Annotated in this window: 13 protein-coding genes; 6 read left to right on the top strand and 7 right to left on the bottom strand. The window is 68.6% G+C overall.

Annotated features, from left to right (window positions below):
• Window positions 1–165: 165 nt before the first annotated feature.
• Window positions 166–501, top strand: coding sequence for a zinc ribbon domain-containing protein YjdM (locus tag IAE41_RS20015; protein ID WP_200734310.1), 336 nt, complete (start codon window positions 166–168; stop codon window positions 499–501).
• Window positions 502–508: 7 nt separating this feature from the next.
• Here the strand turns inward: IAE41_RS20015 and IAE41_RS20020 are convergent, their stop codons facing one another.
• Window positions 509–1,660 carry a tetratricopeptide repeat protein gene (locus IAE41_RS20020; protein ID WP_200734311.1) on the bottom strand — a complete coding sequence of 384 codons (1,152 nt, stop codon included), beginning with the start codon at window positions 1,658–1,660 and terminating at the stop codon, window positions 509–511.
• A gap of 230 nt (window positions 1,661–1,890) precedes the next feature.
• Between IAE41_RS20020 and IAE41_RS20025 the strand changes: the two genes are divergently transcribed.
• The 4 genes from IAE41_RS20025 (at window position 1,891) to IAE41_RS20040 (ending at window position 4,764) form a co-directional block, all read left to right on the top strand.
• Window positions 1,891–2,493 (top strand): hypothetical protein, encoded by a 603-nt coding sequence (locus tag IAE41_RS20025; RefSeq protein ID WP_108758073.1) that lies wholly within the window; start codon window positions 1,891–1,893, stop codon window positions 2,491–2,493.
• Window positions 2,494–2,551: 58 nt separating this feature from the next.
• Entirely contained in the window at window positions 2,552–2,725 is a 174-nt protein-coding gene (locus IAE41_RS20030; RefSeq protein ID WP_174208733.1) for an oxidoreductase-like domain-containing protein, read from the top strand.
• A complete protein-coding gene (locus tag IAE41_RS20035) occupies window positions 2,722–3,339 on the top strand; it encodes a DUF998 domain-containing protein (RefSeq protein WP_200734312.1) in 618 nt (205 codons plus the stop codon). Before IAE41_RS20030 ends, IAE41_RS20035 begins: the two co-directional genes overlap by 4 nt.
• A 78-nt stretch (window positions 3,340–3,417) precedes the next feature.
• The gene (locus IAE41_RS20040; protein ID WP_200734313.1) at window positions 3,418–4,764 is read left to right on the top strand and encodes a virulence factor family protein; all 1,347 of its coding nucleotides are present in this window, start codon (window positions 3,418–3,420) and stop codon (window positions 4,762–4,764) included.
• 79 nt (window positions 4,765–4,843) lie between these two features.
• On the opposite strand, the gene mprF is transcribed toward IAE41_RS20040, so the two are convergent.
• Window positions 4,844–7,408, bottom strand: coding sequence for a bifunctional lysylphosphatidylglycerol flippase/synthetase MprF (gene mprF, locus IAE41_RS20045; RefSeq protein WP_200734314.1), 2,565 nt, complete (start codon window positions 7,406–7,408; stop codon window positions 4,844–4,846).
• Window positions 7,409–7,600: 192 nt separating this feature from the next.
• Here mprF and IAE41_RS20050 point away from each other — a divergent pair, with 192 nt between their 5' ends.
• On the top strand, window positions 7,601–7,948 hold the full coding sequence (locus IAE41_RS20050; RefSeq protein WP_079222708.1) for a RidA family protein: 348 nt from the start codon (window positions 7,601–7,603) through the stop codon (window positions 7,946–7,948).
• Between the two features lie 57 nt (window positions 7,949–8,005).
• On the opposite strand, the gene IAE41_RS20055 is transcribed toward IAE41_RS20050, so the two are convergent.
• The 5 genes from IAE41_RS20055 to IAE41_RS20075 all read right to left on the bottom strand — a co-directional run bounded on the left by IAE41_RS20055 (window position 8,006) and on the right by IAE41_RS20075 (window position 12,351).
• Window positions 8,006–8,362 carry a hypothetical protein gene (locus IAE41_RS20055; RefSeq protein WP_234458886.1) on the bottom strand — a complete coding sequence of 119 codons (357 nt, stop codon included), beginning with the start codon at window positions 8,360–8,362 and terminating at the stop codon, window positions 8,006–8,008.
• A gap of 250 nt (window positions 8,363–8,612) precedes the next feature.
• Window positions 8,613–9,026: an Rnf electron transport complex subunit RnfB gene (rnfB, locus tag IAE41_RS20060; RefSeq protein ID WP_079222707.1), complete on the bottom strand. Its 414-nt coding sequence runs from the start codon at window positions 9,024–9,026 to the stop codon at window positions 8,613–8,615.
• Window positions 9,027–9,051: 25 nt separating this feature from the next.
• Entirely contained in the window at window positions 9,052–9,642 is a 591-nt protein-coding gene (locus IAE41_RS20065) for an HAD family hydrolase (protein WP_200734317.1), read from the bottom strand.
• Window positions 9,643–9,717: 75 nt separating this feature from the next.
• A complete protein-coding gene (gene metG / locus IAE41_RS20070; RefSeq protein ID WP_200734315.1) occupies window positions 9,718–11,799 on the bottom strand; it encodes a methionine--tRNA ligase in 2,082 nt (693 codons plus the stop codon).
• 102 nt (window positions 11,800–11,901) lie between these two features.
• On the bottom strand, window positions 11,902–12,351 hold the full coding sequence (locus IAE41_RS20075; RefSeq protein WP_079222704.1) for a DUF2147 domain-containing protein: 450 nt from the start codon (window positions 12,349–12,351) through the stop codon (window positions 11,902–11,904).
• Window positions 12,352–12,533: the final 182 nt, after the last annotated feature.

Genomic DNA, 12,533 nt, shown 5'->3' on the forward strand with positions numbered 1-12,533 from the left:
ATGGATGGCGCCATCGAGCCCCCATGGATGGGTTTACGGCGTGTCCTGACCCGCATGGCCCCTCGCCTCAATGCAGCGGCAGGCAGGCGCCCCACACCGGAAAAATGAGCAAAACCAGCAGCCGGTTACAATGGCGGCCGTTGATTCATTTTGAGGTACTTGCTGATGTCGTCCGCTCCCGCCTGCCCGCAGTGCACCCTGGAAAACACCTATGCCGATGGCGCGCTGTGGATCTGCGCCGACTGCGGTTTCGAGTGGACCGCCGAGGAGGGCGCCGGCGCGACCCTGGTCGTGCGTGACAGCAACGGCAACACCCTGCAGGCCGGCGACACCGTCACCGTCATCAAGGACCTGAAGGTCAAGGGCTCGTCCATCCCGCTCAAGCAGGGCACGGTCATCCGCAACATCCGCCTCGTCGAGGATGACGCCGAACACATCGAAGGCAACTCGGACAAGATCAAGGGCCTGGTGCTGAAGACCTGCTTCCTCAAGAAGGCCTGAGCCGCCCTCAGCGCCGCGCCTGCTGCGTGCGCAGGCGCGACAGGCCGTCCAGCTTGGCCTGGTAGCGCTGCTGGTTGCTGTTGCCGCCCAGCGCACGTGCCCGCGTCAGCTCGCGGTCGGCACGCGCCAACTGCCCACTGAGGAAATAGGCGCGCGCCAGCCCGAAATGGAACTGGTGCGCGTTGTCGTACAGCTGCACCGCGCGCCGGTAATAGCGGATCGCCAGGGCCAGGTCGCCACTGCGCTCCGCGGCGGCACCGGCCATGTATTGGGCGAACGGATCATTGCGCTGCACAGCCTTCAGCCGCTGCTCCAGCGCCTGCGCCTGCGTGACCAGGCCCAGGCTGCGATAGAGCACGCTGGCGTTGACCAGTGCCGAATCCTCGCGGGCATCCAGCCGCAGCGCCTTTTCCAGCGAGGTGCGCGCGCCGGCGATGTCGCCCTGGCGGCTGTCCAGCACGCCGAGGTTGTTCCAGGCGGGTGCAAAATCCGGCGCGCGGGCCAGTGCCGCGTTGAAGAAGTCGCGCGCGCCGGCCATGTCACCGGCGGTCATCCGCTCGGCGCCGCGGTTGTTGTAGAAGTGCGCCAGCGCCCGGTCCAGCGTGATCGCATGCGGGCCGCGGCGGTCATAGAGGATGTTGCGGTCCAGGTCGACGGTGCCGCTGCGCCCGTTCACCACCACGCCTACATTGACGTGGCCCACGCTGTAGACCACGCCCTGGTCCTGGTCCTGGTACCAGGACACGACGCGATCCACTTCCTGCACGCTTGCCTGGATGCCCGCCTCGCGCGCAAGCGTGGCAAACAGCAGGGTGAAGGCCAGGCAGTTGGCCTGTCGCTTCTGCCAGATTTCCGAAAGCGTGTAGGTCGCATTGGGGTCGTACTGCAGGTCCAGCGCCTGCGCGCCGAAGATCATCTCGGCCAGTGCCTGCAGGCGCTGCTCGCGTGAGCTGTGGTGGGCGATCACCCGTGCCTGCAGCATCTGCCGCAGGGGCGGGGGAATGGCCAGTACCTGTTCTGGGGTTGGCACGCTGGCCACGGCAACCGGCGCGGCCGGCGCCACATATGGCGCCGGTGGCGGCGGGTCCTGGGCCAGGGCACTGGACGCACCGGTGGCAGCCAGCAGGAGGGCAAGGCAACAAGCGGCAAGACGGCGCATGGCAGTTCCCTGCAGCGGCGGGCAGCCCCGCCTTCCGGCAGTGTAGACCTGCGTGGGCAGGCCGGTATCGACCATTGGTCGGCGGCGCAGGTTCATCCACACCCGGTGTGGATCAGCCCCCGACAAAGCTGTGGACAACCCGTTGCCAGCGTTGCCGCGCAGGCGATGTGAGCGCCTGGTGAAAAATTGTCCAGCTTGCCCGCAGCGGCTGCCGGCGGGATGATCCCTGCATGGACTTCGCCCCGATCCCGCTGGCACCGGCGCAGTGGCAGGCACTGCAGGATGCTTACGCCACGCCACCGCGCGCCTACCATCACTTCGGCCACGTGCGCGCGGTGCTGCAGCACTGCCAGGACGTTGCCGCCGGGCCCGGCTGGCAGCAACCGGCCGAGGTGTACCTGGCGGTGCTCTACCACGACGCCATCTACCAGGCGGGGCGCAAGGACAACGAAGCGCGTTCGGCCGAGCTGGCCCGCCGGGCCATGGCCCAGGCGCCGGAGCTGGCTGGCGTGGATGCGGCACGGGTGGAGCAGTTGATCCTGCTGACCGCGCGCCACGGCGAACTGGGGCCGGACGACGTGGATGCCGAGGCGGCGCTGTTCCTGGATTGCGACATGGCCATCCTGGCCGCGCCCGAAGCGGTGTTTTCCGCCTACGACCGCGGCGTGGCCGAGGAGTACCAGGGCGTGGTGCCGGGCTTCCTCTATCGCGCTGGCCGCCGCCGTTTCCTGCAGGGCCTGCTGCGCGCGCCGCGCATCTTCCTCAGCGATTTCTTCCACCAGCGCCTGGACGCGGCCGCGCGCGCCAACCTGCGGCGACAACTGGACGCCTGAGCGGGGCCGTTACACTGGGCGCCTGTCCGCAACGTCCTGCCTGCCCGTGACCGACCCCGTGCCCGCACCTGATCCCGATCCGCGCCCGCTGCCGCCGGAAGAGCCCGGCCCCAACGAGTGCTGCGGCAGCGGCTGCCCGCTGTGCGTGCTCGACCTGTATTCGGACGAGCTGCAGCGCTACCGCAAGGCGCTGTCCGAGTGGCAGGCGCGGCACCCGCAGGAGACACCGTGACGCGCGCGCGGCCGGCGGCGTTGCTGGCCATCGTTGCGCTGATGCTGTTCATCGCCACTGCCGTGTGGACCCAGTTCGCGCGCGCTGACCTGGACTGGGTGCAGGCCACCCTCAGCCTGTACCTGCATGGCCCCTGGGGGCTGGCGCTGCGCAGTGCCTACTGCCTGCTGGCGCTGGCCATCGCCGTGCTGGGCATCGCGCTGTACCGGCACAGCACGGGGCCGCGGCGCAGTGCCGCCGCACCGCTGCTGTTCACCGTGGCTGCGCTCGGCCTGGCCACCGTTTCCATCGGCGACAGCTGGTTGCCCTCGGCGACGCCACTGCTGGCGCCGCTGGTGCATGGCCTGGCGGCCAACACCGCGTTCCTCTGCGCCAGCGTCGGCATGCTGCTGCAGGCGTGGTACCTGCGCCGCGAACCGGGCTGGCAGCGCAGTGCAGCCCTGCTGTGGGGCTGGGCGTGGCTGGCGTTTGTCCTGCTGTGGCTGCACGTGTTGTGGCGGGCCGGGCCACCACGTGGGCTGGGCCAGAAGACAGTGATCGTGGTGATTGCCGGCTGGCTGCTGTGGCTGGCCTTTGCCCTGTACCGCCGCGGCCAGCGCAGCGCATCCGACTGAATCCCCAACGGCCTGCACCGGTACGTGCCGTGCACGCGGTGGCGGCGTATCGTGTGCGCATTCCACCGGGGATGCGATATGAAGCGTGCAGGGCTGGGCAGGGCAGTGGGTGTGGTGCTGGCGCTGGCTGCGTTGCCGGCCATGGCGGCGGCAAACGTGCAGCAGTTCAGCCATGGGCGCTTCGACCAGGTTCCGGTGCACATGCCTGCGGGAACACCGCAGCGGGTGGTGATCTGGTTCCATGAACCAACTGCCGGTGGCGATACCAGCCGATTGCCGATTGAAGCCCTGCGTGCCGACGGTGCCCTGGTGGCGGCGGTGGACATCAGCCACCTGCGTGGCGTGCTCAAGCGCGAAGGCAATCCGACCTGTTCGTTCGGTGCGGGTGACGTCGAGAATTTCTCGCGCTGGCTGCAGGCCTCGCTGCACCTGCCGGGCTACCACCTGCCGCTGGTCGGCGGTGATGGCGAAGGCGCGGAAATGGCCTATACGCTGGCTGCGCAGGCCGACACGCAGGTGTTTGCCGGGCTGCTGACCACGGGCTTCTGCCCCGACCACAGCCATGAGCGCATGGTCTGCGGCGATGGCGTGAAGCACAACCGGCTGCAGCCGACCGATCTGAATTTCCCGTGGCTGAGCGCGGCCGGCGGCAATGCCTGCAAGGCCGGCCAGGCCGGTGCGTTCATGCAGCAGGTGGCGATGGCGCGTGAATTCAAGCGCACTGCCCGCGGTGATGCCTCGCCCGGCCTGGTGGCTGCGGCACGGGTGGTCGGCGCGCAGGCCGGAGTGAGCCTGGCACCGCCACCGGATGCATTGAAGGGACTGCCGGTAGTGGAAGTGCCGGCCACCGGCAACGGCGATACCCTGGCCATCTTCGTGTCGGGCGACGGCGGCTGGGCGGGCCTGGACAAGAACGTTGCCTCGTCGCTGAGCGAGCATGGCGTGGCCGTGGTCGGCATCGATTCACTGCGCTACTTCTGGAGCGAGCGCACGCCCAAGGGCTTCGCCGCCGACCTGCAGAGGATCATCGCCCACTACAGGCAGCAATGGCGCCGCGACAAAGTGATGCTGGTTGGTTTCTCGCAGGGCGCCGATGTCCTGCCGGCCACCATCAACCAGCTCGACGCGGGCACCCGCGACGGCATCGAGCGCATCGCGCTGCTGTCGGTGGGGCGCAAGGCTGATTTTGAATTCCACGTCAGCAACTGGCTGGGCGGTGGCGGCGGCGGCCTGCCGATCGCACCGGAAGTGGCGAAGCTGCCTGCGGCCAAGACCCTGTGCGTGTACGGCAAGGATGACGAGGACGCATTGTGCCCGGACCTGCCGGCCAACGATGGCGTGCAGAAGGTGAAGCTGCCGGGCGACCATCACTTCAACGGTGATTACGATCGTTTGGCTGAGGTGATCCTCAAGGGCGGCGCGTAGGCCGCACCCACCGGTAGCGCCGGGCCATGCCCGGCGGAGTGCGTGCGAACCAACGGTTCGCACCCACCAGGGGGAGCGATCACCCGCGCCGCGGGTCCAGCGAGATCAATCGCGTGGCATCCAGCAGTGCCGCTGGCAGGTGCATGCCACCCGGTGCGGCGAGGTAACGCGGGCGCCACTGCGGGTCGAACTTCGACTTGAAACGGCGCAGGCCACTGAAGCCATAGAAGCGTTCACCATGCCGCGCCAGCAGGCCGGCCACGCGGTTCCAGCGGCCGGCCAGGCGGTGCTGGGCCAGCCCGGACAGCGGCGCCATGCCCAGCGAGAAGCGCGCATAGCCCTGCGCGCGTCCCCACAGGAACAGCTCGATGAACAGGAAATCCATCGTGCCCTTCGGTGCTTCATTGACGTGGCGCATCAGGTCCACCGACAACTCGGCCCCGGCCGGCGCCTGCCACAGGTTGGCGAAGGCCACGATCTCACCTTCGGCCTCGACCAGCGCCACCGGGAAGCGCACCAGATAGCCGGGATCGAAACTGCCCAGCGAGAACCCCTTTTCGTCGCCGGCCTTGTCGTCCAGCCAGGCGTTGGAAATGGCGTGCAGGCGCGGCAGTAGTTCGGGAATCTCTTCCACCGGCGCCACCCGGAATGACAGGCCGCTGCGCTTGCCGCGGTTCCAGGCCTGGCGCAGGTCGGCGCGTTCGCGTCCTTCCAGGCCGAAGTCGTGCAGCGGCACCATCGCCTCTTCGCCCAGCTTGACCAGGCCCAGGCCCAGGTCCAGGTAGGTCTGCCAGTACGCCTCGCCCACCTGGTAGAACACCGGGCGCAGGCCAAGCCGGTCGGCTTCCTCGCGGAAGCGCCAGATCAGCGCACGGGCCACCTCCGGCGGGCCGACCGGATCGCCCATCGCGATCAGCGAGCCACCATAGCGCTGCATCATCACGAAGCCCTGTTTCGCCTCGTCGCGCAGCACCGCCTTGTCGGCGGTCAGCACCAGGCAGGCCTGGGTGTCGGTGGCGCCGGCCAGCACCGGTGCCAGCGCCTGCAGGGTGGCATCGTCGGCAGCCGGCAACGGGGTGCGCGTGCTGTGCAGCAGGCGCGCCAGGCCGAACATCACCAGCGCGATGGCCACCACCAGCAACGCGCGCAGCGCACGCGGCGCGTTGCCCGACACCGCGAACTGCCACCACAGTTCGTTCTGGTATTCGACGTGGCTGTAGGTGAAGAACAACAGCCAGGTCACCGCTACCAGGACCAGGCCGAGGTTGCGCAGCCACGGCCACGACCAGGCTTCATCCAGCAGCGCGCCCTGGCGGTAGAACTCGCGGCGCGCGGCCCACAGCGCCATCGCCACCAGCAGTGCCGATACGGCAATGAGCGGTTGGCCGCCGCGCAGCCACAGCGGCAGCGGCGTGACCACGCATACCGCCATCGCCAGCATCCACGCGGCATGGCTGCGCCGGGCCAGGCCCTGGCCGATCAGCAGCAGGGCCACGCCGCCGAGGCTGCCGATCAGGTGCGAGGTCTCCAGGATGGGCAGCGAGGCGTTGAGGAGATGGCGGCGCGGCGTCGGCAGCGTGCCATCGATGACCAGTGCGGCACCGATGCTGAAGGCGGCCAGGGCGATGATCTGCGGCAGCCATGGGCGCAGCGCGTGCCAGCCGGCGCGGGTGGCGCCAGCGCTGGCCTGCAGCGGCTGGCGCAGGGCCGGGGCGAGGGCAAGCAGGGTGGCCAGCAGCAGCGGCAGCACGTAGTAGGTGACGCGGTAGATCAGCGCGGCGGCCAGCACCGCGGCCGGTGCGACCTGCGGCAGCAGCTTCAGCAGGCTCCATTCGAACACGCCCAGGCCCGCCGGCACCGTGGACACCAGGCCGGCCAGCACGGCCACCAGGTACAGGCCGACGAAGCCGGGCAGGCCGGTGGGCGTGGAGTCGGGCAGCAGCACGTAGAACGCGGCGCTGGCCAGCACCAGTTCGATGACGCTGAGCACGGTGACGCCGAGCATGGTGCGGCGGTCGGGCAGCCACAGGCCATGGCCGAAGATGCGGAACTGGCGGCCGTTGCGGCCGACCAGCAGCACGGTGGCGGCGTAGGCGAGCAGGGCGAGGATGCCGACCACGCGCACCGCCGCCTGGTCCAGCGGCAGGGCCAGCGCGGCCGCGGCCGGTTCCATGCACAGGGCCACGCCGATCAGCAGCCAGGCACCGAACACGAAGCCCAGCGTGCTCATCAGTACCACCTGGCCGATCTGCGCCAGGTCCAGGCCGGCGCTGCGGTAGCCGCGCAGGCGCACCGCGCCACCGGTCAATGCGGCAAAGCCCACGGTCTGGCCCAGGGTGTGGGCAAGGAACGCGGTGATGCCCACGCGCGCGGGGTGTACGCGGATGCCGCTGCGGCGCAGGCCGATGGCATCAAAGCCGATCAGGCAGGCGTAGCTGGCCAGGCCCAGCAGCACGGTCAGCGCGATCTGCGCGCCGGTAAGCTTGTGGAAGGCGTCGCGGATGGCGCGGTAGCCATGCTCGTCGAACTCGTTGGCGAGCCCGTGCAGGGCCAGCGCCAGGATCAGCAGCGGGATGACGATGGTCAGGACCCGCTTCCATGCCGGGGTATGGGAAGCGGTGGTGGAATCGGGGGCGTGGGTCATCGGCGCAAGGGTGCGTCAGCGGGGGCGAGGGTGGTGTCAACGTGAACGTGGCGCATCGTGCGCCTGTCGATGGCGTTTGACCAGCACCGGCACTGTGCGGCGATTGGCGGCAACGAGCGGCCGCGCCGGGTACACACTTCCGGCCCCGGCTGGGTGAGAATGAAGGCCTGTCCACCCGCAGGAGCCACGCCCATGATGGAGCGTTACGACATCGGACCGCGCATGTCCGAGATGACCGTGCACAACAAGGTCGCCTACCTTTCCGGCCAGATTCCGGAAGACACCAGCCAGGACATCACCGGGCAGACCCGGCAGGTACTGGCGGAGATCGACAAGCTGCTGGCGCTGGTGGCCAGTGATCGCCAGCATGTGCTGCGCGCGGAAGTGTTCCTGGCCGACATTGCCGATTTCGACGGTATGAACAAGGCGTGGGACGAGTGGGTGGTTGAAGGTGCGACCCCGGCGCGTGCGACGTTTGAAGCGAAGCTGGCGCATGCGGAGTGGAAGGTGGAGATCGTGATCACGGCGGCCGTGCCGTAATTCCGTAAGCCGGGGTCTGATCCCTCTCCCGCGGAGAGGGCTCTGGCCCTGCTGCCGTTACTGCGGGTGGATCCTGCTTGCGGCGTGTGCCGAGAGCGCGATGCACGCCTGCATCAGGCTTGCCATGAAGCGGTCGCCAACGTATTCGTCGGCGTCGTCATGACTGCGGCTGCGTTCGGCGGCAAGCACGACCTCCTGCACCACGCGCAGGCCGGCCAGAATGCGGTCGGCTTCGGTCAGGCCCACGTGGCCGCCGGACAGGAAGCAGCCTTCCGGCCACAGGAATCCACCGGCGGGGGCACCTGCACTGATCTTCTGCAGCAGGGCCATCAACCTGGCGGGATCGCATTGGATCTCGTCCGCTGCATCGGTGGCGTCGCTGGCGCAGGCGCCGGATAGGTCCGAAGGGGTCATGGCACAGCTCCGTTCAGGGCAATCGGTTGCCGCCGCGGCAAGGTGGCGGGCGGAACGTGGCTTGAAAACCGGCCACCTGCTCGGGTGGTCCGTTTCAGGACGTGTGCGGGAGTCTTGCATGCCGCTGCGCATGCGGCAGCGCGGTGTCGCATCTGTCGCAGTCCGGGGATCAATCTGCGAGGCGCGTCTTTTTCCTTGAGGGCGTGGACTGCGCAGCAGGGGGCGATTGCGACGAGGGTTGAGACGCCCGCTACACCGGCACCAGATCGATGCAGTCCACCGGGCACGGCGGAATGCACAGCTCGCAGCCGGTGCACAGGTCGGCAATCACCGTGTGCATGTACTTGGCGCCGCCGACGATGGCATCCACCGGGCAGGCCTGGATGCACTTGGTGCAGCCGATGCAGTCGGCTTCGACGATCAGCGCGACCTGCGGCGCCTTGTGCGTGCCGCGCGTGCGGTCGAACGGCACGGCGGGCACGCCCAGCACCTGGGCCAGTGCGCGTGCGCCGGCATCACCACCGGGCGGGCAGCGGTCCACGCCCACGTCGCCGCGCGCCATCGCCTGTGCATAGGGGCGGCAGCCGTCATAGCCGCATTGCCCGCATTGGGTCTGCGGCAGCAACCGGTCCAGTCGTTCGGTCAGGGGCGGGATCAGGCTCATGCGTGGCGAAGGCTGCGCGTTGGAATCACTTCAGGGGTCTGCCGCGGTACCAGCGCTCGTGGGCGAGGGCCAGCATCGGGCGGTCTTCGTAGCTGTCGCCATAGGCGTGGATGCGCAGGTAGCGCGACAGGTCGAACTGGCGACAGATGTGCTCGACCTTGCGCGGGCCGCAGTCACCGCCGGCATAGCGGCCGGTCAGGCGGCCGTCCTGGCTTTCCAGCCGGTTGCAGATCAGCTGCAGGCCCAGCTGCTCGCACCACGGCTTCAGGTACAGGTCCAGCGAGCCGGACACGATCACTACGGTGTGCTGCTGTTCCTTGTGCCAGCGGATCTGTTCCAGCATCTCCGGGCGTACCACCTCGGGCAGCACCTCACGGGCGAAACCGGCCGCGAGCGTTGCGATGTCATCGGCGTGGCGTTCGCTGAAGGTGAGGCGGGTGACGCGGGCGCGGATGCGCTCGGCGGAAATGATGCGCAGGCGGTAGGCCAGCAGCCACGGACCGACCTTCCACCACGCGCGCGCCAGTTGTTCCGGCGTGGCCACGCGGCGCAGGAAGCGGCCATAGGTATCGCAGGTGGTGACGGTGTGGTCGAAATCGAACAGCGCCAGTTCCATCCTGCTCACTCCCATGGCGGTGCCTTCCGGGGCGGTCTGCGTGGAGGGCGCGGCGAGGGCCGCGCCCGCAGGGCATCAGCGGACCGGCATGCCCGGCTGCGCGCCGCTGTCGGCGTCCAGCAGCGCCAGCGCGCCGCCGTCGAAACCGGCCGATAGGATCATGCCTTCGCTCAGGCCGAAGCGCATCTTGCGCGGGGCCAGGTTGGCGATGAACACCACGCTGCGGCCGACCAGCGCTTCGGGCTCGCCGTAGCTGCCGCGGATGCCGGAGAAGATCTGGCGCTTGCCCAGCTCGCCGGCATCCAGTTCGAAGCGCAGCAGCTTGTCCGAACCTTCCACGAACTCGCACACCAGCACCTTGCCGATGCGCAGGTCGAGCTTGGCGAAATCATCGATGCCGATGTAGGCCGGTGCGTCGGCGCTCTTCGCGTCGTCCTTGGCCGGGGCCGGGGCAGCCGCCTTCACGGCTTCGGTCCTGGCGGCGGGGGCGGCAGCGGCGGCCGGCTGCAGGGTGTCCTTGGAGGCGTCGATCATGGCGTCAATCTTCTTCGGGTCGATACGGGTGAACAGCGGGGTGTACTCGGCGATGCGGTGGCCCAGCAGCGGCTGTGCCAGTGCGGTCCAGTCGTTCACCGGCGCGGCCAGGAAGGCCTCGGCCTGCGCGGCGGTGGACGGCAGCACCGGTTTCAGGGCGGTGACCAGCACGCGGAACAGGTTCAGGCCCTGGCTGCACACTGCCTGCAGCTGCGCATCGGCGCCTTCCTGCTTGGCGATGACCCACGGCTTGACCTCGTCGATGTAGCGGTTGGCTTCGTCGGCCAGGGTCATGGTCAGGCGGATGGCCGCGGCCGGGTCGTTGCGCTCGTAGGCCTCACGGATCGGCGCCAGGCCATCGACGAAACGCTGGTACTGCGCAGCATCGGGCAGCTGCGCGGCCAGCAGGCCGTCGAAGCGCTTGCTGATGAAGCCGGCGCAGCGGCTGGCCAGGTTGACGAACTTGCCGACCAGGTCGGCGTTCACGCGTGCGACGAAGTCACCCAGGTTCAGGTCGAGGTCGTCCACGCCGCCGCTGGTCTTGGCCGCGTAGTAGTAACGCAGGGCTTCCGGTTCCAGGCCGGCGTCGAGGAAGGTGCGCGCCATCACGAAGGTGCCGCGCGACTTGCTCATCTTCGCGCCGTCGACCATCAGGTAGCCGTTGACGTGCAGGCGGGTGGGCGCGCGGTGGCCGGTACCGTTCAGCACCGCCGGCCAGAACAGGCCGTGGAAGTTGACGATGTCCTTGCCGATGAAGTGGTGCAGTTCGGTGCTGGTGCCTTCGCGCAGGTGCGATTCGAAGTCTTCGCCGAGCTTGCCGCACAGGGTCTGGAAGCTGGACAGGTAGCCGATCGGCGCATCCAGCCAGACGTAGAAGTACTTGCCCGGCTGGCCGGGGATCTCGAAGCCGAAGTACGGCGCATCGCGCGAGATGTCCCACGCGCGCAGGCCACCTTCGGCGTCCAGCCATTCCATCAGCTTGGCCTTCACGCCGGGCAGGGCGACATCGCCGGCCAGCCAGCTGCGCAGGAAGCCTTCGAAACGGCCGACCTCGAAGAAGAAGTGTTCCGAATCGCGGATTTCCGGCGTGGCGCCGGAGATCACCGACTTCGGATCCTTCAGGTCGGTCGGGTTGTAGGTGGCGCCGCAGACTTCGCAGTTGTCGCCGTACTGGTCGGCGCTGCCGCAGTTCGGGCAGATGCCCTTGATGTAGCGGTCGGGCAGGAACATGCCCTTGGCCGGGTCGTAGAACTGGGCGACCGAACGGCGGCTGATGTGGCCGGCCGCTTCCAGCTTCAGGTAGAACTGCTCGGTCAGCGCCTTGTTGGCCGCCGAGTTGGTCGAGTCGTAGTGGTCGAACGCCACGCTGAAGGCGGCGAAATCGCGCTCATGGCCGGCCTGGATGTTGGCGATGAAGGCTTCCGGGGTGACCCCGGCCTTTTCCGCGGCCAGCATGATGGGCGTGCCGTGGGTATCGTCGGCGCACACGAACCAGGCCTTGCCGCCGCTCATTCGCCGCGCGCGCACCCAGATGTCAGCCTGGATGTAGCCGACCAGATGGCCCAGGTGCAGGGGGCCGTTGGCGTAGGGCAGGGCGGTGGTGACGAGCGCGGTACGGGTCATGGTCGCGGGGTGCAGCCGAGGGGAACCGCAGAGTATCGCATGCCTGCAACGAGGTGACCCGGCCGGGGCCGGGTCACGGGGGTACTGCGCGGGCCGTGGGGCTTACTCGCGGACCCAGGTCTGGGTGCGGCAGATGAAGGCGATGCAGCCGGACACGTCCAGCTTGCCGCCGCCCGGCTGCAGCTCCAGCTTGGACTTGTAGGTCTTGCCGTTGGCCGGGTCGAGGATGGTGCCGCCGGACCACTTGCTGTGGCTGCCCTTGTCCTGCGACAGGTTCCACAGGATGGTCATGCCCTTGACCGGCTTGTTCTTGTTGGCGCCTTCGCAGCCGTCGCAGACGGGGTTGGGACCTTTGTCGGACTGCAGGATCTCGACCACCTTGCCGCTCAGCCCGCCGTTGGCGGCCTGGCTGATCTCCACGATCGACTTCACCTTGCCGGTCTTGTCGTCGATGGTCTTCCAGCGGCCGGCGGCGCTGTCGGCGGCCTGGGCCGACAGGGCGGCCAGGCACAGCGGCAGTGCCAGCAACAGGGTCTTGAAGGTCTTGCGCATGGTCCCCTCCCAGGGTTCATTCCGGCACGTTGCCGGTACAGGGCGACTGTATACCCATTCGGCGGGGTATGGGGAAGGGGCTTTGCAGGGCTTGCAGCCCTGCACCTGCTGAAATCAACGTCAAAGGCAGAAGCGGCATTCCGTGGGATGGCGGGGCACTGTGGGTTTGCGGGGACGCCGTA

It is taken from the genome of Stenotrophomonas sp. S39 (assembly GCF_016624665.1).
Lineage (GTDB): Bacteria > Pseudomonadota > Gammaproteobacteria > Xanthomonadales > Xanthomonadaceae > Stenotrophomonas.

Coding starts and splice junctions, on each gene's coding strand:
- IAE41_RS20055 (WP_234458886.1), bottom strand. CDS start 8,362: ATGACCCCTTCGGACCTATCCGGCGCCTGCGCCAGCGACGCCACCGAT.
- IAE41_RS20020 (WP_200734311.1), bottom strand. CDS start 1,660: ATGCGCCGTCTTGCCGCTTGTTGCCTTGCCCTCCTGCTGGCTGCCACC.
- IAE41_RS20050 (WP_079222708.1), top strand. CDS start 7,601: ATGATGGAGCGTTACGACATCGGACCGCGCATGTCCGAGATGACCGTG.
- rnfB (WP_079222707.1), bottom strand. CDS start 9,026: ATGAGCCTGATCCCGCCCCTGACCGAACGACTGGACCGGTTGCTGCCG.
- IAE41_RS20025 (WP_108758073.1), top strand. CDS start 1,891: ATGGACTTCGCCCCGATCCCGCTGGCACCGGCGCAGTGGCAGGCACTG.
- IAE41_RS20075 (WP_079222704.1), bottom strand. CDS start 12,351: ATGCGCAAGACCTTCAAGACCCTGTTGCTGGCACTGCCGCTGTGCCTG.
- mprF (WP_200734314.1), bottom strand. CDS start 7,408: ATGACCCACGCCCCCGATTCCACCACCGCTTCCCATACCCCGGCATGG.
- IAE41_RS20040 (WP_200734313.1), top strand. CDS start 3,418: ATGAAGCGTGCAGGGCTGGGCAGGGCAGTGGGTGTGGTGCTGGCGCTG.
- IAE41_RS20065 (WP_200734317.1), bottom strand. CDS start 9,642: ATGGAACTGGCGCTGTTCGATTTCGACCACACCGTCACCACCTGCGAT.
- metG (WP_200734315.1), bottom strand. CDS start 11,799: ATGACCCGTACCGCGCTCGTCACCACCGCCCTGCCCTACGCCAACGGC.
- IAE41_RS20015 (WP_200734310.1), top strand. CDS start 166: ATGTCGTCCGCTCCCGCCTGCCCGCAGTGCACCCTGGAAAACACCTAT.